This window comes from Salinimicrobium aquimaris (assembly GCF_035607535.1).
In the GTDB taxonomy this organism is placed as follows: Bacteria; Bacteroidota; Bacteroidia; order Flavobacteriales; family Flavobacteriaceae; genus Salinimicrobium.
Map to the genome: position 1 here is coordinate 305,014 of NZ_JAYDZX010000017.1, position 22,030 is coordinate 327,043.

Here is a 22,030-nt window from a genome sequence, read left to right on the forward strand (position 1 = left end):
TGTTTAACAATGCGGAAACCCGTAAATACGGGTAAATTCCAATTACCAAATTCCAAATTCCAAATCTGTGGCAAAGGTTAACTTATTTAAACTTGGGCAACTAAAATCTAAAACCGAGAACTAGGCCTACCTGGAGCCGACTATGGACTCTTTCGCTGACTTCGAACCCAAAACTTTAAGCCATCCAAACAGAGCAAATACGACTGAATACAACAGAACAACAAGAAACAAGAGCCAGGCATGGCTAAGTATATTTGAAAGAGAATAATAAACTCCAATGATCACCAGGTTTAAAAGACCCAGGCTAAAGCTGGCTTTTTTGTGGGATAGGCCAAGATCTATGAGTACGTGGTGGACGTGGTTACGATCGGGGGAAAAGGCGCTGAGGCCATTCATTTTTCTTATGATGATCACCCTAAGAGTATCAAAAACCGGTAAAAAAAGAATACAGGCCAAAAACAGAAGCCTGTTTGCAGGGCTATATCCTAGAGACTTAAGAGGAACAATCGGTTCCATAGCAAGAAATTTTAGACTCAGAAAAGCCAGGACGAGTCCTACAATTAAGCTACCGGAATCTCCCATAAAGATCTTCCTCTTGCCTCGTGAAAAGTTAAACCTCAGAAATGCACCTAAAGTTCCAGCTAGGCTAATGCTAACCAGCACAAAATATGGCTGGCCGGTGACGTAAAAAATGGCGGTGTAGGCAACAGAGATCACAATTCCAACTATGGCAGCTAATCCATCTATCCCATCTATTAAATTAAATGAGTTGATGAGGGCAACAACAATAAAACCTTTTAGAAAATATCCGGCTATTTCAGGAATTTCTGAAAAACCTAAAAAGCCATGTAGGTTGTTGAGCTGTAACTCAGGTGAAAAAATAAGAAAAAGAGCTGCGGTGATCTGACCAAATAATTTAACTCTGGCAGTAGAGATCACCAGATCGTCCTTTAGCCCAACCATAAAAAGTACGGTAATGGCCGCAATAAGATGATTGCCAACATAGGTAAGTCGCATGCTCTGCAACACGGAGAGCACAAGCACAATGGTAATATAAAAGGCCACTCCTCCAAAGTTAGGTACAGCAACGGAGTGGGAGCTACGTTCATTCACTCCGGCCATCAAATTCTTCTCCTTGCTAACCCATAATACCTTGGGAATGAGATAAAAAGTTAGACTGAAGGTCAGCGAAAAAACCAGCAGCACAAATAGCTCATAATTTTCACGAAAAAGTTCCAGGATCACCTCCTGATCAAGGATGTTCATAATTGGAAAATTTTAGTTGGTGGATTCCAATCGGTAGGGGACGAATGGGAAATGAATAAGGTTTAATGTGTAATGTTTATGGGGAAAAGCCTTTAGCCTTTGGCCTTTAGCTTTAAATCGTTTACAATTTAAATGCGAGGCATGTTAAAAGCTGTCGTCGAAAAAAAATCGTACTTCTAACTTCGTCCTTCTAATTTTGGTTTACTTCTAACTTCGGCTGATAAATCTCCAGCAATCGCTCTACAATTCTTTCTGCCGTTTTACCATCCCAGAGCGGAATCTCGCCACCTTTTTTCCAGTCTCCAGCCATCAGCTTATCGAGGTAAGGCTTCAATTTTTTTGGATCTGTTCCCACGAGTTCATTGGTTCCCATGGTTATGGTTTCGGGACGTTCTGTATTGTCACGTAGTGTCAGACAAGGAACTTCCATGACAGTAGTTTCTTCGGTAATTCCCCCGGAGTCGGTGATCACTGCCTTGGCATTTTTCACCATGTAATTAAATTCGAGGTAGGAGAGAGGCTCTACATAATGCAGTCTGTCATGTTCAATTCCCAGATTCTGAAGGATTTTTGCGGTACGTGGATGTACGGGAAAGATCACCGGTAGCTCCCCAGTGCCATCTATGATGGCCTGCATCATTTCTTTTAGTTTCTCTTCCTCATCCACATTGGCCGGGCGGTGCAGGGTAAGCACGAAATATCCTTTTTCTTTTAATTTTTCGCCATTTACTTCAATCTTTGGATCAAGGAAATTCGGGATATTGGAAAGAAGCGTGTCGATCATGGTATTGCCCACAAAGTGGATACGATCTTCTTCGATTCCTGAATTGCGCAAATTACTGTTGGCTATCTCTGAGGTGGTAAAGAAATGGTCGGTAATACTGTCAGTGACCATGCGGTTGATCTCCTCGGGCATTGTAAGATCTCCTGAACGGATACCTGCCTCCACGTGCACCACCTGTGTATTTAATTTCTTCGCAGTAATACTGCAGGCCATAGTTGACGTTACATCACCTACAACCAGGACAACATCTGCAGGATTCTCCTGAAGTTCTTTTTCAAAGCGGACCATGATATTGGCGGTCTGTTCTGCCTGACTCCCGCCACCGGCTTCCAGGTTGGAATGTGGTTCAGGGATCCCTAGTTGCTCAAAGAAGGAACCCGACATTTTCTTGTCGTAATGCTGCCCAGTGTGTACCAGGCGAAATTCAATATCTTCTCCCTGTGCTTTTGCTGCTTTAACAGCTTTGATAATAGGAGCGATCTTCATGAAATTGGGACGTGCTCCCGCTATTATTGTAATATTTGTCATAGTAGAATTTTAATTATATAAGGAGGATCTTTAATTTAAATTTACCACTGGCACCTGTTCCCAATCAATCATATTATCTGCAGTTTGAATATCAATGAATTTGAAATCTTCTAACCATCTGTTAAGTTTTTTTTCAGCTCCTTTTATTCCCACATAGGACTTAAATTTCCTGATAGCAGATAAATCATCAATTACAGGTTGATCAGGGTCAAAATCCCTTGGGTGTAAATAAGTCATCATGTAGGGTGAGGCTGTCGTCCATTTTTTTACCAATGAATAAGGAAAAAGCCTGAAATAACCTCCCCCAGAGAAGATTATAGATTTTTTAAACATCGTTATGGAACTAATGGGCATTTCCTTTAACTGGATATCATTGTATTGTATAAAGGAAGGTTTAGCCTCTTTATAAGAGGGAAATCCTCCGTGGGCTCTTGCGGCTGGAAAAACAGAGGAATCTATTTCAATTCCAAGATTATACAAAATTTCAAAAGCCCATTTATTCCTTTCTGTTATCGAGAAGCCAGGAGCTCGAAAATATTTAATTTCCTTCCCAGAAATATCCTGAAGAGTTTTAATTGAATGCTCTACGTCCTGTCTAAACTCTATAGGATCTTGGGTATATACTAGTTGATGCATTCTTGTATGGGACCCTATTTCATGACCGTGGCTAAGAATTTGCTGGATTACTTCCGGATATTTTTCAGCAATCCATCCTACACAGAAGAAAGTCGCTTTTGCTTTATGACATTCCAGTTGTTGAAGAATCCGTTCTATATTTAAATGAATTCTGCTTTCAAAAGAATTCCATTCCTTTTCTGTTCGGGTAGAGGCATTGTCTAAAAGATGGAACCATTCTTCTATGTCAAATGTTAAGATATTCAATTTCGTTTAGGTATTTCTTTGATTACTTTTGCTGGTCTACCGGATGCTATTGTCCATGAAGGAATATCTTTAGTAATTAAGGATCCTGCTCCAATTATAGCTCCTTCACCAATCGTTACACCGGGCATTATAACGGTATCCATTCCTACCATTACTCCTTTTCCTATTTTAATTTTTTTCTTTGTATACGGTAATTTTGTAGAATCATCACCAACAAAATAATTTTTTAAATCTCTTTGATGGCACAATAAGAGACACCGATTTGTGATATGTGCACCTTCTCCAATTTCAATTAATTCAGCGTGATTGAAATCCATCCATACTTCATAACCTATAAATGCCCTTTTATCCACCTTTGCTCCCATAATCCGCCAAAGACGAGGACGAATGTATCGGTAATTTAAAGGAGAAAATATTACGGAATACATGCAATATTTCAATAAAATAGCTTTGCACACCCCTTTTAATGCACGTGTAATTGCCCTAGTAAAAGTTATGTCACCGTATTCTTCTTCTGAAAAGTTCAGGCCTACATTTACCAAAGCCTTATAGGCTAGACTATTTTTTTTACCCATGTTATATTTTGTTGGTGTAGAGCATGAAAAACATTTTCAGGACGGTAAAAGAACGTTTCGTCCTCTGCCATGGGCTCTTCAGACCTTCGGTGACCGCTAAGGCGGCGCCTTCTAAACCGAAATCTATAAGTAATTTTGGGGGGCGTTTTTTGTTTCCTAAATAAACATCAAAACTGCCACCCAATCCCTGGTACAGAGCAGGGTGGACTGCTAAACAATCCCTCATAAAATACTCTTGTCTTGGGGAGCCCATTGCCACAAAAATAATTGAGGGCTTCTTTTTTTTAAGATCTCTGTACAGTGCATTTCTTTCTTCTTCGGATTTAATATATCCGTTTCTGTACCCTTTAATCTTAATATTGGGAAAATCCTGTTTCAGTTTTTTTACAGTTGCTTCAATAACCCTGTCCTTACTACCTATGAAATAAAAGGATTTTGTCTTTTGGAATTTTTTAATAATTTCCAACCAAAGCTCACAACCAGGAATTTTTGCAACTGTGAGACCGGTTTTCTTTCTTATTGCTATTTTAGCACCCACACCATCTACGTAACCAATGTTGTGGTGAATCAAGTCCTTTAAATTTGGATCTTCATTGATGATTTTTCTGGCATTGATCGCAATTAAAATTTTCTTTTCATTTTCACAAAATTGTAGAAGTTGATCAAAATTTTTAAAGGGATAAATCTTTGTGTTATTAACTCGAACTGGCTTAAATGACATTGAATAAGATTTGAAGATTAGTTTTGGAGCTTTCCAAATTTACCTGTTCGGATACCAGACCTAATAATTCTGGCAGGATTACCGGCCACAATGGAATTAGAAGGAACATCTTTTGTCACTATTGAACCTGAACCAACGACTACTTCATCACCGACTCGAATTCCAGCCATTATAATTGACCTGGAGCCAATAAAACATCTTTTTCCAATAAAAGTGTTTGTTTTTAAATTCCTACAAAAATCGTGAGTAAACATTATTACTCCTGAAGCTAAATATGTTTCTTGACCAATATGAATACCCTTAGGATTAGTTTTATCTAATCTAGTGCCGAATGAAATTCTTGCACTCTTAGCAATATTCATGCAATATATTTTTGTGAAGTACCAGTGTTTAACGGTAATTGCGATTAACCTAACCAATTGACGAAGTTTAACCATTTTTCGTTTGATAAAATAAATAAAAACTAATCCCATAAAACATCCAGGCATTAGGCCACCTAGAGTAGGTAATTTTATTCATGGTTTTGTTTCGGGATTGTTGAAAGTAAAATGAGCCGTCCTTTTTATTCTGCATATTGTTAATTGCCCATAAAATTATTTTTTCAGTTAAGTTTGGAAAATCTTTGAACTTATCGGTTTTGTAAAGTGTGGGGATTGCTTGAGCTGCACAATGTAAATCAATGGGATAGATACTATTATCATAATATTTCGCTGTTCCATCAGAAAGGAAGAAATTATCTACCCAGTAATTGAAACCTCTTTCAATATTATCATTAAAGGAGTAATCCTTACAATTTTTCTGGTAAGCTGCTAAAGATTCCAGTTTAAATCCTGTGTGAAAGTTGTCTCTCCATTTATTTCCGACTTGATCACTGTGTAAAAAAGCTCCATCTTCCTTTTGAGTTTGACATACTGCTCTAGCAGAAATATAAGCTGCTTTTTGATGCTCGTCATTCTGAGAATAATGAAATATTTTTGATAAAAGTCGCGAGCCTAAAAGTGTGGCATTGTATACTGCTCTATTATCCAAAGGCGAATATGAAAACATAAAAAGGTTGTCCCGCTTAGAAATACGATTAAGATCTTTTAAAATAAAATCTGCTGATGACACAGCTGTCTCTAAATATCTTTGATTGGAAGTGCATTCATAAGCATAAATGAGGGCTTCAGCCACAAACGATGTGGCTACTACAGTAGGTGTTTTTTCTGGAAGGAAAAAGGCTTTAGATTGCCAATCAAAATTATAGCCCCAGCAAGCACCTGAATATCCATCGGATTTTAAACGGATAACTAAATCTGCTAAAAAATTTATTTTTTCTAAAATATTTTCTGGAGTACCGAACCTATTATTTCCAGATTGTGCAATTTGATAGAGGTTGCAATAACCTGTCAAAAATAAACCTATTCCTTTAGGATTATAGCCTTTTGTTATTCCAACATAGGGTCTAAGATTTATAGGGTTTCTTTTAAATAATTGGATCCAAGCCATTCTTGCCAGTTTTATTTTCTTAAATGGAGTAGCTTGAAAAAGTTTCGAATTCATTCCATCGTACGGATCCCACCCTTTATACTCTTCTTTCTCACAAAATAGTTGGAGGTCCTGAAAACTCTTTTCGATTTTCTGATTTGTCATAAAATTTTTAAATAAGTCAAAATTATTTTCTTATTTTTTCTAACAAAGTGTCGCACTATAAAACTTTAATATATCTGCTGCTCTTTTTTCCCAAGAAATACCTTCAGCAACTTTTCTATTTGCAAGTCCCATGCTTTCAAAATCCTTTTTTCTCTTCAGGATGTAGTGAATCTTAAGGGCAATCGCTTCTTCATCAAATTGAGTTACGAAAAAGCCGGCAGGATATTGTTTTGTAAAATTGTTCAAATCTCCATACGGGTAAATTAATATTGGCCTCCCTAACGCTAGATAATCTCCAAGTTTATTTGGCCAACCCGCTCTTGAAATTACATTATCCCTCCTAATTTGCACGAAAACATCGGAATCCTTTAAATCATCCCCAGATTCTAAATAATCTATCCAACCTCTTTCATCTATAACATGTGAGAGATTATATTTCTGCAAATTTGTTTCATTAAGAAAGCTGCCATATGTAACAAACCTTACCTTATCCTTGAACTCCGCTCTTCCTATTGCTTTTAGAAAGGGTTCAAGCTCGTTCACTTCTCCATTGCTCATTCCCAAGTAGACAAAATTGATTCTTTTATTTTCAAGGGAACCGTGATTATGCCTCTTTAATTCTTGAACCAAAGATCCTCCGGGAATAATTTCCACATTTGACACTCCATGGTTCAAAGCCCTATCTTTCATTAAGGTTGAAAGGACAATGACACCATCGGCATTTTTTTTATCGGCGATTTCTGCCCAAGTTTCTATTTTGCCGTAGAAAAGTTTAAATAAAAATCCTTTTTCCTTGTAATATCCTTCATCTCCAAAATAATCCCACCATTCAGAGAAATAAAGAGAGTTGTGAGCCATTCTGTTTATAATACAAGGTAAGCCGGAGGGTCTATGACCGCAATCTGCAACAACTAAATCATACTTATTTCCTATAGCATGCAATATTTTGAGAAAGAGGCTAATAAATCCAAATCCTGCCGATTTCAATTTTCCGGGTATTACGTCTGGAAAAGAAATTATATTTACTCCGTTGTACTTTCTTTTATTAATTGTAAAAAAAGATCTTTCCTGTCTGGTAGTCAAAAACGTTACTTCATGCCCATGACTTGCCAAAGCCTTAGCCATGTAGAACGAACGACCCCAACCATCTTTCCCCTCGCGTCCAAGGTGTGAGTACATTATTCTCATTCTATTATTTTTCACTCCAAACAACTCTTTTTACATAATCTGAGTAGGATATAATAATCCTTACCACCTTATGGCTTACATTGTGCATGGAATAATCCTTGACTTTATCAAACTGAGCATCATTTCTTTTTTCACTCAATATTTGTTGCAGGCCTTGTAAAATCCTTTCCCGCTTTACACCTACCATCATTACGGCAGCCTCTTCCATTGCTTCGGGCCTTTCATGCGCTTCTCTTATGTTTAGCGCTGAAAACCCCAAAATGGAAGCTTCTTCAGAAATGGTTCCGCTATCAGATAATACCGCCAAGCTGTTTATTTGAAGTGCGTTATAATCAAAAAAACCAAGTGGTTTTAGGAAAATTATGTTTTCATGCATCTCCAGACCCGATCTTTTCAGGATGGCGCGGGTCCTTGGGTGAGTACTTACTATAACAGGTAATTTGTAGTTTTTGGCTACCTGATTAAGGCTATCCATTAACTCTGAAAAATGCTTTTGGGAATTAATGTTTTCCTCCCTATGGGCCGAAACAACAAAATACTTTTCCTTCTTCAACTCCAGTTTTTTTAAGACATCAGAACTTTTTATTTGAGGCAAATAATGCTGGAGTACCTCCAACATAGGAGAGCCTGTTTTTATTATACGATCTGCCGGCAAGCCTTCCCTTAGTAAATATTCTCTCGCAATATCACTGTAGGTCAAATTAACATCTGCAGTGTGATCTACAATCCTTCTGTTAGTTTCCTCGGGTACACGTTGATCAAAGCATCTGTTCCCAGCTTCCATATGAAAAATAGGGATATGTCTTTTTTTTGCAGGTATTGCACAAAGGCAACTATTGGTATCACCTAGGATTAAAAAAGCATCTGGCTTAACTTCCTCTAACAAGGGATCTATTTTTATCAAAATATTCCCTATTGTTTCAGCTGGATACTTCCCGGCGGCTTCAAGAAAATGATCAGGTTTCCGTATCCCCAGATCTTCAAAAAAAATCTGGTTTAGCTCATAGTCATAATTTTGTCCTGTATGAATGATAGTGTGTTCAATTGCTTCCGAAGCATCTAATGCAATTAAAACCCTTGATAATCTTATAATTTCAGGCCGGGTACCAACAACGGTTATAACCTTTAATTTTTTCATAGTTATTTTTTAAACTTCTTCAAAGAACGTGTCTGCATCCTCTGAATTATAGGGTTCATTGATCCAGAAATTAGTATATAGGATTTCATCCCCAATGTTTTCAATGTTATGCGTGTACCATATCGGCATGTCCACATAAGCTGGCTCATCCCCGTTAAGTTCAAAATCTAAGATCTCATCTGTTCCTATCCTCCGTAATCGTATCAAAGCCTTTCCTTTGATTACTGCAAATCTTTCAACTTTTCTTGTGTGATAATGGTTTCCACGTGTAATTCCTGGTACAGTGGTGGAAAAGGAAACCTGTCCCCCTATGCCTAATCTAACAATTTCCACAAATGAACCACGATCATCAGTATGTTGTTCAAATTTCACCGGAAAATGCTCCTTGATGTTCATATAACAGCGATAGGTATTGAATAAGTTCAATTCAAAAGAATTCTTGAAAGACGGGATCTCTCCATTATCCTGATAAACCTCTTTGAAGTTTTTCAGTAAATGTAGTAATTCCGATACCTTAGCTTCAGCTGTATGAGGGATATGGCAAATGTGTTCTGTTTTACTTTCCTTTATTTTTTGTACAACCTCACCGACCAGTTCCGATATATAAATCAGTTTTAAATCTCCATCCACTTCTATTTCTGGGGTTTCATTGTGAGCAATCTGGTGAGAGAAAGTAGCAACTACCGAGTTATAGAATGGATTTCCAAAAGGGCCATATACATTAGGAATAACCATACCAGTGAAAGTCGCACCAGTATTTTTTGCCCATTGGACCAATCTTTCTCTACTGTCCTTTTTTGATTTTCCGTATAAATTACCCCGCTCTTCCTGTGAAGATGAGGAAATTAACACATGCGGCGCCACTCCGGTTCGTTCTAAAGAGGAGATTAAATTTTGCGTAAGTTCTAGATTGGTCTTATAAAGTACTTCAGGATCCTTATGCCTGTTCATTGCCGCCAAATGAACAATTACGTCACATTGCTCAACAAAAAAGTCTAATTTTTCGGGTTCTTTAAAATATTCCTTTTTAAAAGGCACCAGTTCGAACTCCTGTGGGAACAACTTGACATTATTATACAAATGCGTTCCTATAAAACCAGATTGGCCGGTAATTCCTATTTTTTTCATTATAAAATACTGTTTTTAAATAGATGTTATTTTAGTTAGATTGTTTTTCCCAACGAACCTCATCTTGAACCTCGTTTGTAAAATGATCTGCCATGGCAAGTAATTTTGAATTTTCCTCCTGTGCCTTAATTGCAGAAACGTAACCGGCCGGCACATGTAAAACATCTAATTTCTCTGAATGGAGAATGAAGGTACGGAGTTCCGATCCTTCGGAGATCTCTCCGTTTGAATCAATCTTTCTCAACTCTATTTTAAAACATCCATTCACGGCGGAAAACCACCGTTGTTCAATTTTATGCCCTTGCCAACCCCGAATAAAACTTATATCAACATTTTCTGTCACATAAATCCTTTTTGCCTGAGTCGTATTAAAATTATATTATAAAATATAGAGCCTCTTGCATCGGTAAAAGAGTTTCCTCTAATGATCTTTGGATTCAATATAATTAAGAGATTAATACCTGCTCCTGTATTAGTTCTAATTTTTCTATTAAATTTTTCACTCCAGAAACGTTCAATCGAGTGGTATTATGGGAATTATAATCCTCAACTTCCGAAATATGGCCTTCACCTTCTGAAAAATATTTGTTGTAATTCAAATCGCGATTGTCTGCCGGTATACGATAAAAATCACCCATATCTTCTGCTTTCAACATTTCCTCCCGGGTACAGAGAGTTTCATAAAGTTTTTCACCGTGACGGGTACCTATTTCTTTTATCTTACTGTCCGAACTATACAATTCTTTCATTGCTTGAGCCAAATCACCTATAGTTGCTGCAGGAGCTTTATTAACAAAGAGATCTCCGGCGTTGCCATTTTCAAAAGCAAAAAGCACCAACTCAACAGCGTCTTCTAGAGACATTAAGAACCTGGTCATTTCTGGGTCAGTTACGGTTAGTGGCTGGTTATTTTTAATTTGTTTCAAGAAAAGTGGTATTACTGAACCTCTCGAAGCCATGACATTTCCATAACGGGTAAGACAGACAGTAGTTTTGTTTAGATTCCTTGCAGCTGCGATTGCTACTTTTTCCATCATTGCTTTGGAAATTCCCATTGCATTAATGGGATAAGCAGCTTTATCTGTACTGAGACAAATAACTTTTATAACCTGGTTTGCTGCTGCGGCAGTTATGACGTTTTGAGTTCCTATAACGTTAGTTTGAACAGCCTGCATAGGAAAAAATTCACATGATGGCACCTGCTTTAAAGCGGCAGCATGAAAAACATAATCGACTCCTCTCATTGCCACTTCAATACTTTGATAATCACGCACGTCTCCTAAATAGAATTTTAATTTTTCGTTCTGGAGTTCATTTCGCATATCGTCTTGTTTCTTCTCATCTCTGGAAAAGATTCTGATTTCACGGAAATGATCGGTCTGCAGGAAGCGATTTAGAACCGCATTTCCAAATGAGCCGGTGCCTCCCGTGATGAGTAATACTTTATTTTTTAATTCTGAATTATGCATCTTTTTGATTTAAATATTTAATAAAATTTAAAATGCCTTTACCTGCAGTGATGTGAGAATATTTTTTTAAAACAACTTCTTTTCCCCTTGACCCAACTTCTTTAGCAAATGAGTAATTGGCAAGAATCCATTGCAGTTCATTTGCAAAATCCTCAGGATCCTCTGGATTCGAGAAAAAAACGTGTTCTTTATGTTTAACGAATTTCGAAATTTCACCTACATTAGTTAATAATACAGGGACACCTGTGGCCAAATATTCTCCTAGTTTCGTAGGGAAGCCACCTTCAGCCCTTTTAGTCTTTGGTTGTGAAGAAACCAAAATTTGTGAATTTGCTAGTAAGTCTGGAACTTTATTAAATTCTGCAAAACCAAAAAAGACTTTTGATTCAACCCTAAGAGTCTTTGAAAGATTTATAAGATATTTTTTATCCTGGGGTGTAGGATTTCCATATAGATATAATTCAATATCATCGCGTTTAGATGCTAAAAAGGCAAAAGCTCTGATAATATTATCCACATTATCTTTTGACAACTCCATATTTCCCATGTAAGTAATCCTTTTCTTTTTTGAAGCTGGTAGTTCTGGAGTTTTGGTGAAGCGGTCAATATCCGTTATAGAAGATACCAGGAAAAAAGGTTTAGGCTTCAACTTACAGTAAAAATTCGCTAAATTCTGAGTCATAGTGATATAGCCGTCAACATTTTTCAAGGTGAATTTATATCCCAGAGTTTTGAGGTAAGAAATATTATTTTTTAAATATTTTCTAATTGGAATGGGATATTCATCGAATATAAATATTGACTTTGTTCCTATACTTTTGGCAAATTTTGAAAAGCAGTATAAAATAAAGGGATTGTCGTTGCTTATAATAATAGCTTCATAAGGCTCTTGGTAGTTTCTTCTTCTTATGGCCCGCAGAGTAAGGGCAATGGAATAAATACTTTCAGCTTTGTGAAGAAATCTATTTTTAAGCCTTTTTCTTCTAAAAGGGTAGCAATAGAAAACTCCTTGAAAAAAGCCTTCATTATTATATGAAGATGAAAAGCTTTCACCCGAGGGGACGTATGAAAAAACATCTACCTTCGCACCCTGTTGTACGATGCCCTTAGAGTAAGCCATTATTCTTGTCGTAGCAGCCATACCTTCAGGTATTGGATAGGAGCAAACGATACCAATTCGCTTTATCATTTAGCTATGTTTTGTTTGTGATCTTCCAGCATTTGCTGAAAATCAAATTCATGTAATTGTTCCTTAATCTTGAATATATGAGGAGTGAAAACAACCAGAAACAAAATAGGATTCGTTTCGATTGGGTTAGAGAAGAAGGTAATAAGGATAGCAATGGATAAAAGGAAAATAGTGAAATACGATAAATTCACGGTTGAAATTGCAGAACAGAATTTAAATATAGAAAATAATACAAAAAGTAAACCTAGCCATCCCCACATGAGCAGAATATCTCCTAAACCATTAACACCCACAATTTTTTGGACAGAAAAAAAGGATTCTTTATCTTCTACTACACCATATCCAGTGGGTAATTCAATACTTTTTGTTAAATTAATTAGAAAATATGCGACTCTATTAGCTTCATATCTATTTGAATAGCCCTGTTCATACAGAATATTGTTTTCTGTTTCACTTAGGAAGCGTTCAATCTTGGGACCAAGAAAATCCATTGAGCGACCTACTAATACAAAAACGATTAATAAAACCATTGAAATTACGCTTACATGAAGCTTCTTTGCTTTTTGAACATAAGCAACTAATAGAAAGGCAAGAGCTAAATATCCTGCAGTTGAAAAAGTAGTTATGATAAGGATTGAATATATCCAGACACGTTTGCTAAATCTAAAACCTTTAGTGCACCAGTTATATATAATCATAAGGACTAAAACCATTGCAAATGCACCTGGTTCCCACATAAATCCGCTGTTGCGAATACCTTCTCTGCCCGAGTGGGTGTAAAAAAATGAGTACCAATAACTAGATTGCGATTCTTTTCTATAAAATGTATTACTAGTAAGCGGCTCGAAAATGGGCTTTAGAGCATTAAAAATTTCGGGAAAAATTAAGTCAAGAATAAAAATGGGTATTGTTAATAAAGCCATTTTGTAAATAAGATTTTCCAGCTTTTCCCAAAAGGTTATTCCTATCAATTTCAATCCAAAAAAAGGAATTAATAGGCGGAGAAGGTATCCGAGGAAAGTGTTCAGACTTAAACCAGTTTCATTGTACAGAAAGGAGATGATGTTTATGAACAGCCATAATACAATTACTCCAATAATGAAAGGATTTATCCTTTGCTTTCTGGCCAACATTGCGGAACCCATAAGGGTAAAAATAATAATTAGTAATTCATCATGATCATTAAGTAAAGATGCTCCGGACATCATAATCACAATGATCACCAGAATAAATTTATCTATTTTTCTATTTATTACTTCATAGGTCATTTTTTCCGTAAAAATTATTTATTCCAAAGTCCCGAAGCGATACCTGTTATTATTTTTTTTAGTTGAATTGGCGGCCATAAGACATTAATGGCCGCAACTAAAATCATGGAAAATAATACACCTGGTATACCCCACAATACACCGAAATAATAGGCTAGGGGAATATGAATTATAGCTTCTAAAAGTGTTATGTAGAACTGCAGTCGGATTTTTCCAATTCCATTCAGAAAAGTTCCATAAATTGTCCACCTCATAAAAAGAGAGAAGTAAACTAACATAAGAAATAAAATAAAGTAATCCACTTTTAGTGCCTCACCTATCCATAACTGGTAAATAAACTCCGAACCTAGAATAAGAAGTATTCCACCTAGAGTAAATACCATCCATAACTGGTTTAGCGACTTCAATGATTTTCTAATCCAATTTATGTCATTCTTACTGAAAGCTTCAGTCGTAGCCGACCAGAAAGGCATAGCAATAATAGCAAAAGCCATATGTATTAATCCTATGTACTTGTAGGCAATATTAAATTCTGTTACATCTGCAGGTCCACCAGTATGAGCGATAATTATATTGTTCGCCTGAAATAAAAATAAAGCAGTCAGTTGAATCAGGAAAAATTTAGATCCTAAAGAAAGAACTGATTCGATAAGTGCTTTGTCATAATGGGAAAAAGACGGAGCGTAAATTCTGTATTTTCCAGAAAATATAATAATAGATGAAAGAAATAATACAATTACCGGTGCTGAGGAAATGACTATGCCCAGCAATAATAAGGACGGTTCCAGGTTAAGCTTCACCAGACATAAGACAGCTATAAAAGCTGAAAGTTGTCCTAAGGTGACAACTAGTGAAGAAAATGCTGGCATTTGCAGTGCAAGCATTATTGATGTTATTAACTTAAATAAAAATTGCAAGGAGAACAGAAAGACAACCCAGGTAACAAGCCGAGTTAATTCCGGGTTCATCTCTGTAGGAGCATTTAAGAGCTCTGCCCAATTGAATAGTGGTATGATCGCAAATTGAAAAGCGATAATACAGATGGTTATAAAAAAAAGAGTTATATAAGTTGTACTAATATAAGATTTTGCCAATTGCTCTTTTCCTTCCGCAATAGCAGCCCCTAGTTTATTTCTCAGCCCGTGACCCAGACCAATATCAAAAAAGCCGATCCATCCGACAATTGTAGTAACTGTCAACCAGATGCCATAAATTTCAGTGTCTAAGACATCAATTAGAAGCGGAACAAAAGCTAAATTTAATAATATGCTTATTCCTTTGATTAAGAACATCAGAGAGATATTCTTCTTAGCTTTTACGCTCCGAGTTTCTCCTCTAAAGATTTTATGTTTTATATTTTTTAAAGTTAATAGCATTGAAAAATTTACTAAAAACTATGTTCTATAAAGAGTAAATACCTGGAAGTTTCAAGGCTCCCTTCACATCATAAACAACCGCATCTTTATTTTTGAGGAAATCAATTTCCATTTGTAGGAATTCTTTATGAGCTACCGTCAACACCACCGCATCAAATTTCTCCTTGGGAAGAATATTGTCGCTTTGCAGACCATATTCGTGCATTACCTCCGCAGGATTCGCCAGGGGATCGTAAATTGTCACTTGAGTACCATACTCCTGTAGTTGTTTTACAACATCCACAGCTTTTGTGTTTCGAACATCCGGGCAGTTTTCTTTAAAAGTGATTCCCAGTACCAGGATGTTGGCTCCTTTTACTTTTAAATCGTTTTGCAGCATTAGCTTAATAACTTCAGATGCCACATATTGTCCCATAGAGTCATTCATCCTCCTCCCGGCCAAAATTATTTCCGGATGATATCCCAATTCTTGTGCCTTTTGCGCCAGGTAATAAGGATCTACCCCAATGCAGTGTCCGCCCACCAGACCGGGTTTAAAGGGTAGGAAATTCCATTTGGTTCCTGCTGCATCTAAAACATCATTGGTATCGATCTCCATTCTATTAAAGATCTTGGCCAACTCGTTTACAAAGGCAATATTTATGTCCCGCTGAGAATTTTCGATTACCTTGGCGGCCTCGGCTACTTTTATAGTAGGAGCCAAATGGGTGCCGGCGGTGATAACACTTTTGTATAGGTCGTCGACTTTTCTTCCAATTTCCGGAGTGGAACCTGAAGTGACTTTTAAGATCTTTTCTACCGTATGCTCCTTGTCTCCCGGATTGATCCTTTCAGGGGAATAACCCACAAAGAAATCTTTGTTGAATTTGAGGTTGCTAAATTCTTCCAGCACAGGCACGCACTCTTCCTCGGTAGCACCGGGATAAACTGTAGATTCATAGATCACTATGTCTCCTGTTTTTAATACTCTTCCCACACTCTCGCTGGCTTTATAAAGGGGAGTCAGATCGGGGCGATTGTTTTTGTCCACCGGAGTTGGAACGGTGATGATGTAGTAATTGCAGTCCTGGATGTCTCCGAGGTCTCTGGTAATGTACAAGCCGGTTGTCGGTTGTGAGTTGTCGGTTGTCGGTTTTGCTTCCTTGGTGCTGCCATTCAATCGGGAAGGAGTATTCCAATGCCCTGCTATAGCAAGTTCTTCACCTTCCTTTGGCATCTCGATAGGCAGCGGATATTTCTTTAGCAGTACTGCCTGCAGCACTTCATCTTCCACTTCCAGAGTGGAATCATGACCTTTTTGAAGTTCCTCCACACGTTTGGCGTTTATGTCAAAACCTATAACAGGATATTTAGTGGCGAAAAGTCTGGCAAGGGGAAGGCCAACATAGCCAAGGCCTATTACTGCTATTTTTGGAGAATCTGTATTCATGTTTTATTTATTAGGAGTCGATAGTTCGGTCCACCTTCGCTAATACTTCGGCGGATAAAAGTTCATAGAAGGAACGATTTATTCGGCAATTTTTTATGTTCTTTATGTACGTGTAATTAGGTCCGGGATATCCGGGTTGCTGCCCTACCTTCCGTTGCCTGTGATCCTGTAGGGAGTGGATGCAGGGTACGGAAAGGAAGATAATTGGCATTCTTATGTTTTCGACTTTTCAGGAGGGTAGGGGCTCTTGAAAAGAAGTATTCAGTGGTCGGTGATCAGTGGGCAGTTAATCTTGAATTTTAAATTTTGAACCCGAAATTCCGCCTGCGGAGGCCACGGCTTCGCCGTTCTCAGTCCCAAAAACTTATGGCCTGCAGTCCGACAAAATGCATGAAAATCCGTTTAACGGGATCATGTTAATTGCGCCTGCAAATATATTTGTTAACTTTTGTTTAAGACAAATTGTTAGTGTTAAATTCTGCTGCAGTTATGAACAAGATGATAAAAGAGTGTTGATTTTACGGTTTTCCGTAAAGAAAATTGAGCAGGAGGTGGGAGGGCAGAATAATTAAAGAAGTTGAATAAATAGAAGGTGGTCAGGTAAAATTTGTAAGAAAACGTTTGCGCACTCCGTTCTCAGTTTTCGGTTCTCAGTTGTGGGTTAATTCTGTAGGCTAGAAAGAGCCGCGAATGCAGGAATTTATTTCGAGAAGCAAGAGCCAAGTCGGTGAAATGATTAAAGATTAAGGAATAATGGTTAATTAGTGATAACTTAATTATTAGTTCCACAATTGATTTTCTGACCATTTAAAGGTTTCCCGCAGATCGCGCAGATCTTCACAGAGACAAAAGAAACAAGCTCTGATTCAAATTTAGCTTTGAACAAAAGAGCTAAAGGCTAAAAGCTAGTGGCCAAAAGCTTTTTAGGAATCACTAATCACCAATCCTTACTTTTCCAGAACATCCGAACCCCTCACATTCACCACCAGTCCGAGACTTTGCAGGATTAATTTAAGACGTTTGTTGCCGATCTCCTGTACAATAGCTTCTTTGTCTTTGAAGCTGCCATTGGAGATGATGAGGCGGTCGCCGGGGGAGAGGTGGCTGACTTCCACATTTTCCACCCGCTCGTCTTCCAACCATGCTTTGATCGTTTTTATCTCCTCATCACGAACAATGGCGGGTTTGCCAAGCCAGAAAAGATATTGAACCACTCCGGGAGTTTCAAAGACTTTAGCCCGGTCTTTATCTTCCAGATGTACAAAAACATAGGATTTAAAAAGGGGAGTGGTGACTTTTTTTTTGCGGTCGCTCCATTGGCGGACTTCCGTGATTTGAGGACAATAAGCTTCTATTCCCTGTTCCTCAAGTTCCTTAGCGACTTTTCTTTCCCACCGCGGCTTTGTGTACAGGGCGTACCAGTTCATATGGATTTTTCTGTTGATTTGATTATGTCTTTTCTGCGGTAGGGAAGCAGAAATTATAAATGGAAGAGTTTCTTCCAGAGAGATACAAAAATAAGAAAAATTGGTAGATTTGAAGATTTGAAGATTGGCTAATTTGAAGATGATTACCCGCAACTTTGCCACGGATGCACAGATGTTCGTTGATTATTAATTCGGGATTGGTAATTAGAGAATCTTTAAGGGGATAAATTGAGATGCAATTAAAAAAGCCACGAATTCACGAATTTGTTCTCTTTACTGCAACTTTTTACGGTTCCCTTTAGGGCCAGGGTAAAACGGGAAAAGGTGGAGCAAATTTCCCACCCTGCCTATCGGCACCCCTCCTGAGGAGGGGACTTTTCCAGAAACATTTGTAGGAGCAAGAATTTTCTGTAGTTGTAATAGGGCCCACGCTAACGTTGCAGGGCCACCAGCTAAAGGCTTTTAGGGTCAGAAAGGGAAGGTCTAAAAGTAAAACAGAGGAAGCTTTTCACTCCTCTAGCAGGAGATTGCTTCAGTCGTCCCGAAGTCTCGGGACTCCTTCGCAGAGACGGTAAAAAGCCAACAGCCAATGGCTAAGGGGTTTAAAGACGGTCAACTGGTGACCGGCAACACGTTTCCGCCAAGAACCAAAGGCTATGTCTAAAAGTTCCAGTGCTTTTCCCGGTTCCCTTTGGAGTGTGGCGTAAAACGGGAAAAGGCGGAGCAATATTTACCACCCTGTCTATCGGCACCCCTCCTGAGGAGGGGACTTTTCCAGAAATATTTGTAGGAGCAAGAATTTTCTGTAGTTGTAATAAGGCCCACGGCTAACGTTGCAGGGCCACCAGCTAAATGCTTTTAGGGTCAGAAAGGGAAGGTCTAAAAGTAAAACAGAGGAAGCTTTTCACTCCTTGAGCAGGAGATTGCTTCAGTCGTCCCGAAGTCTCGGGACTCCTTTGCAAAGACGGTAAAAAGCCAACAGCCAAAAACTACGGGCTTTAAAGGCGGGCAACTGGTGACCGGCAACACGACAAAAACACAACCATTAATAGCTGCAAGGTGAAACTTGTAAATTTTTTCCGCCAAAAACCGAAGGCTATTTCTAAAAGATCCAGTGCTTTTCCCGGCTCCCTTTAGGGTCAGGGTAAAACGGGAAAAGGCGGAGTAAATTTCCCACCCCGCCTATCGGCACCCCTCCGAAGGAGAGGACTAAAAAGAGAAAAAAAAGTAATCAACAACAGATAATTAGAAAAATTTAGTAGGCCGTATTCAGTGGTCAGGCAGTTTTAAAAGTTGAAGAAAAGCTTATCGAAAGAATTCCAAAGAAACCGGCAACAGGCAACAGGCAACCCGCAACACGTAACCCCGACCCGCAACCCGCAACAGAACTATTTCGTACTTCTAATTTCTACATTCGTAGTTATTCTTGTTTTACACTAACATCCGTAAAATACAACTCAAAACTCCCGTCTGCATTTTTGTGCATTTTGGCAATAGCGATCCCTTCATGTACTTCATAATCCTCCCAGGTGGTGGCGAAAGGATTTTCCCTACTGCCGCCAGATAGGTACACCCATTCTTTGATCATATAATCGTCACCAAAATAGACTTCATACATATCACCGGGAGTATAACCGGCTCCGTCGGGATATTTTACAGTTATTCGTTGCATCTGTTCGCCGCTGATGGGCGCTGTAGCCTCTTCTGAATATTCCCATTCCATCTCATCCCACACCAGGTGAAACGGAAATAGTAGCCAGTACTGATCGTTGATGAACCGCTGATCTGTCTTCTCGTTTTCCGCGGCTTCTGTTTTGTGGTTATAGGTTACCGTGCTGTCGGGAGTGGTGAGGGTAACCATATCTGTCTTCGGGTTCCAGGTCCAGGCCCTGCTGGTTCTTAAGGTATCATTGACTCTGACATTGAAGGTGTAGCGGAGTTCCTCCACATCTTCAAAATTTTGGATGCCGTTTGCTTCGGCTATTTTTTGGACTATGGTTTGTTCTTCTTTTTGAGAGCAGGAGGTGAGGAGAGTCAGGAGTGAGAGAAGGAGAATGAGTTTTTTCATGGTAATTCTTAGTTGGTACGGGTAAAGATAAGGAATGTGTAAGCATTTCATTTTTTATTGAATAAAAAAGAAGCAATCCAATTTTTTAAAAAGTTTTGTGCCTAAACCTGATAACGTCACCTTCAGCAGGCAATTTTTGGAGATCTCCACTTTGAGGTTTCCGCCCGTACCAACCATACCTGTCTGTTTTGCTTCCGCGAAAAATTTTAAAATCTGCCGGAAAGAGGCCAGGAAGATATTTTGAAAAAGATTTCTTCCTTTAAATCATTACAGCCTGATTTTTAGAATTAAAAGCATAAGTTGTTGGATGTGAGATTTGTCAAATTTGATCGTATCTTTGCAGCCCTTTTAGAAATCTTTCATTTTGAAACCTCAGAGGTTTCAGAAACCTGTGAGGTTTTTAAATTGTTGATAAGTAAGTGTATGAGAACAAAGTCGTTAAAGAAGAACAGGATCAATGTGGTCACCCTTGGCTGTAGCAAGAATGTCTATGACAGTGAAGTTTTGATGGGGCAGTTGAAGGCAAACAACAAGGATGTGGTGCATGAGCAGGAGGGAAATATTGTGGTGATCAATACCTGTGGCTTTATTGATAACGCAAAAGAACAGTCGGTAAATACCATTTTAGAGTACGTAGAGCTGAAGGAGCAAGGTGAAGTGGATAAAGTCTTCGTGACCGGATGTCTCAGCGAGCGCTATAAGCCAGATCTGGTTAAAGAGATCCCGGACGTGGACCAGTACTTCGGAACTACCGAACTGCCTGAACTTCTTGCCGCACTTGAAGCCGATTATAAGCATGAACTGGTTGGAGAGCGGTTAACTACTACTCCGAAAAATTATGCTTACCTGAAGATCGCTGAAGGTTGTGACAGGCCGTGTTCTTTTTGTGCTATTCCGCTAATGCGTGGGAAACACAAATCCACACCCATTGAAAACCTGGTGGAGGAAGCAAGGAAACTTGCCGCACAGGGAGTGAAGGAACTAATTCTTATCGCGCAGGATCTTACCTACTACGGATTAGACCTCTATAAAAAGCGAAATTTAGCCGAACTTCTTGAAAACCTGGTGAAGGTGGAGGGAATTGAATGGATAAGGTTACACTATGCCTTCCCAACCGGATTTCCTATGGATGTGCTGGACCTGATGAAGCGAGAGTTGAAGATCTGTAATTATCTGGATATCCCTTTGCAGCATATTTCAGATGATCTCCTGAAGTCCATGCGCCGCGGAACTACCCAAGAAAAAACTACTAATCTGCTGAAGGAATTTCGCAACAGGGTTCCGGAAATGGCAATTCGAACCACTCTTATTGTTGGCTATCCCGGGGAGACCGAAACACATTTTCAGGAGCTGAAGCAGTGGGTGAAAGATATGCGTTTTGAACGCCTTGGATGTTTTACTTATTCTCATGAGGAGAACACCCACGCTTATAATCTTGAAGATGATGTGCCGCAGGAAGTGAAGCAGGAAAGGGCTAATGAGATAATGGAAATCCAGTCGCAGATCTCCTGGGAACTTAATCAGCAAAAAATCGGAAAAACCTTTAGAGTTGTCATTGACAGAAAGGAAGGGGAGAACTATGTGGGGAGAACAGAGCATGATTCCCCCGATGTTGATAACGAGGTACACATCGATGCGACAAAGATCTACCTGAAAACCGGAGATTTTTACGATGTCAAGATCACAGATGCTGCCGATTTTGACCTTTTTGGAGAGCCTGTAAACGCGAACGCAGAAAAGCCGAAGCGGAAGGAGCTGTTCAAAACGAGTGGTCAGTGATCGGTGATCAGGGATCAGAATGTTGTTGTATAAACCTCTCAGCTCTTCAAGAGCTGAGAGGTTTTTTTTCTTAGACCACTGCAACCCTTTTAGGGTTCGAAACCCTGAAAGGGTTATTCTTTGAATTCATTTTATGGCATTGACTCGAAGTTTGTGATGCTGAAACAAGTTCAGCATGACGTA

General features: G+C 38.7%; 19 protein-coding genes. 1 reads left to right on the top strand and 18 read right to left on the bottom strand.

The annotated features are described in order from the left end of the window. Positions 1-126: 126 nt before the first annotated feature. From VR862_RS15040 to VR862_RS15125, 18 genes are all read right to left on the bottom strand, one after another. Positions 127-1,266, bottom strand: coding sequence for an MraY family glycosyltransferase (locus VR862_RS15040; protein ID WP_324721849.1), 1,140 nt, complete (start codon positions 1,264-1,266; stop codon positions 127-129). Positions 1,267-1,456: 190 nt separating this feature from the next. Beyond that, positions 1,457-2,578, bottom strand: a complete 1,122-nt coding sequence (gene wecB / locus VR862_RS15045; protein ID WP_324721850.1) for a non-hydrolyzing UDP-N-acetylglucosamine 2-epimerase — start codon at positions 2,576-2,578, stop codon at positions 1,457-1,459. 30 nt (positions 2,579-2,608) lie between these two features. After that, the gene (locus VR862_RS15050; RefSeq protein ID WP_324721851.1) at positions 2,609-3,460 is read right to left on the bottom strand and encodes a polysaccharide deacetylase family protein; all 852 of its coding nucleotides are present in this window, start codon (positions 3,458-3,460) and stop codon (positions 2,609-2,611) included. Continuing rightward, a complete protein-coding gene (locus tag VR862_RS15055) occupies positions 3,457-4,035 on the bottom strand; it encodes an acyltransferase (RefSeq protein ID WP_324721852.1) in 579 nt (192 codons plus the stop codon). The genes VR862_RS15050 and VR862_RS15055 overlap by 4 nt, the downstream gene beginning before the upstream one ends. A 1-nt stretch (position 4,036) precedes the next feature. Beyond that, positions 4,037-4,756 carry a WecB/TagA/CpsF family glycosyltransferase gene (locus tag VR862_RS15060; protein ID WP_324721853.1) on the bottom strand — a complete coding sequence of 240 codons (720 nt, stop codon included), beginning with the start codon at positions 4,754-4,756 and terminating at the stop codon, positions 4,037-4,039. A 17-nt stretch (positions 4,757-4,773) separates the two neighbouring features. Further along, the gene (locus VR862_RS15065; protein WP_324721854.1) at positions 4,774-5,118 is read right to left on the bottom strand and encodes an acyltransferase; all 345 of its coding nucleotides are present in this window, start codon (positions 5,116-5,118) and stop codon (positions 4,774-4,776) included. A gap of 67 nt (positions 5,119-5,185) precedes the next feature. Further along, positions 5,186-6,388 carry a glycoside hydrolase family protein gene (locus VR862_RS15070; protein WP_324721856.1) on the bottom strand — a complete coding sequence of 401 codons (1,203 nt, stop codon included), beginning with the start codon at positions 6,386-6,388 and terminating at the stop codon, positions 5,186-5,188. A 39-nt stretch (positions 6,389-6,427) separates the two neighbouring features. Beyond that, positions 6,428-7,576, bottom strand: coding sequence for a glycosyltransferase (locus VR862_RS15075; protein WP_324721857.1), 1,149 nt, complete (start codon positions 7,574-7,576; stop codon positions 6,428-6,430). A 4-nt stretch (positions 7,577-7,580) separates the two neighbouring features. Further along, complete coding sequence (gene wecB, locus VR862_RS15080; protein WP_324721858.1) at positions 7,581-8,714, bottom strand: non-hydrolyzing UDP-N-acetylglucosamine 2-epimerase; 1,134 nt, start codon at positions 8,712-8,714, stop codon at positions 7,581-7,583. Between the two features lie 9 nt (positions 8,715-8,723). Then, positions 8,724-9,842, bottom strand: a complete 1,119-nt coding sequence (locus VR862_RS15085) for a polysaccharide biosynthesis C-terminal domain-containing protein (protein ID WP_324721859.1) — start codon at positions 9,840-9,842, stop codon at positions 8,724-8,726. A gap of 31 nt (positions 9,843-9,873) precedes the next feature. Further along, positions 9,874-10,185 carry a sugar epimerase gene (locus VR862_RS15090; protein WP_324721860.1) on the bottom strand — a complete coding sequence of 104 codons (312 nt, stop codon included), beginning with the start codon at positions 10,183-10,185 and terminating at the stop codon, positions 9,874-9,876. A gap of 103 nt (positions 10,186-10,288) precedes the next feature. Next, complete coding sequence (locus VR862_RS15095; RefSeq protein ID WP_324721861.1) at positions 10,289-11,311, bottom strand: polysaccharide biosynthesis protein; 1,023 nt, start codon at positions 11,309-11,311, stop codon at positions 10,289-10,291. Then, complete coding sequence (locus VR862_RS15100; RefSeq protein WP_324721862.1) at positions 11,304-12,500, bottom strand: glycosyltransferase; 1,197 nt, start codon at positions 12,498-12,500, stop codon at positions 11,304-11,306. The genes VR862_RS15095 and VR862_RS15100 overlap by 8 nt, the downstream gene beginning before the upstream one ends. Further along, positions 12,497-13,768, bottom strand: coding sequence for a hypothetical protein (locus tag VR862_RS15105; protein WP_324721863.1), 1,272 nt, complete (start codon positions 13,766-13,768; stop codon positions 12,497-12,499). Before VR862_RS15105 ends, VR862_RS15100 begins: the two co-directional genes overlap by 4 nt. 14 nt (positions 13,769-13,782) lie before the next feature. Next, positions 13,783-15,144: an oligosaccharide flippase family protein gene (locus tag VR862_RS15110; RefSeq protein WP_324721864.1), complete on the bottom strand. Its 1,362-nt coding sequence runs from the start codon at positions 15,142-15,144 to the stop codon at positions 13,783-13,785. A 25-nt stretch (positions 15,145-15,169) separates the two neighbouring features. After that, positions 15,170-16,573 (bottom strand): nucleotide sugar dehydrogenase, encoded by a 1,404-nt coding sequence (locus tag VR862_RS15115; RefSeq protein ID WP_324721865.1) that lies wholly within the window; start codon positions 16,571-16,573, stop codon positions 15,170-15,172. 947 nt (positions 16,574-17,520) lie between these two features. Further along, positions 17,521-18,000, bottom strand: coding sequence for a UpxY family transcription antiterminator (locus tag VR862_RS15120; RefSeq protein WP_324721866.1), 480 nt, complete (start codon positions 17,998-18,000; stop codon positions 17,521-17,523). Between the two features lie 1,420 nt (positions 18,001-19,420). Further along, positions 19,421-20,068 (bottom strand): hypothetical protein, encoded by a 648-nt coding sequence (locus VR862_RS15125; protein ID WP_324721867.1) that lies wholly within the window; start codon positions 20,066-20,068, stop codon positions 19,421-19,423. 423 nt (positions 20,069-20,491) lie between these two features. Between VR862_RS15125 and rimO the strand changes: the two genes are divergently transcribed. Next, positions 20,492-21,847: a 30S ribosomal protein S12 methylthiotransferase RimO gene (gene rimO / locus VR862_RS15130; protein WP_324721868.1), complete on the top strand. Its 1,356-nt coding sequence runs from the start codon at positions 20,492-20,494 to the stop codon at positions 21,845-21,847. Positions 21,848-22,030 lie beyond the last annotated feature (183 nt).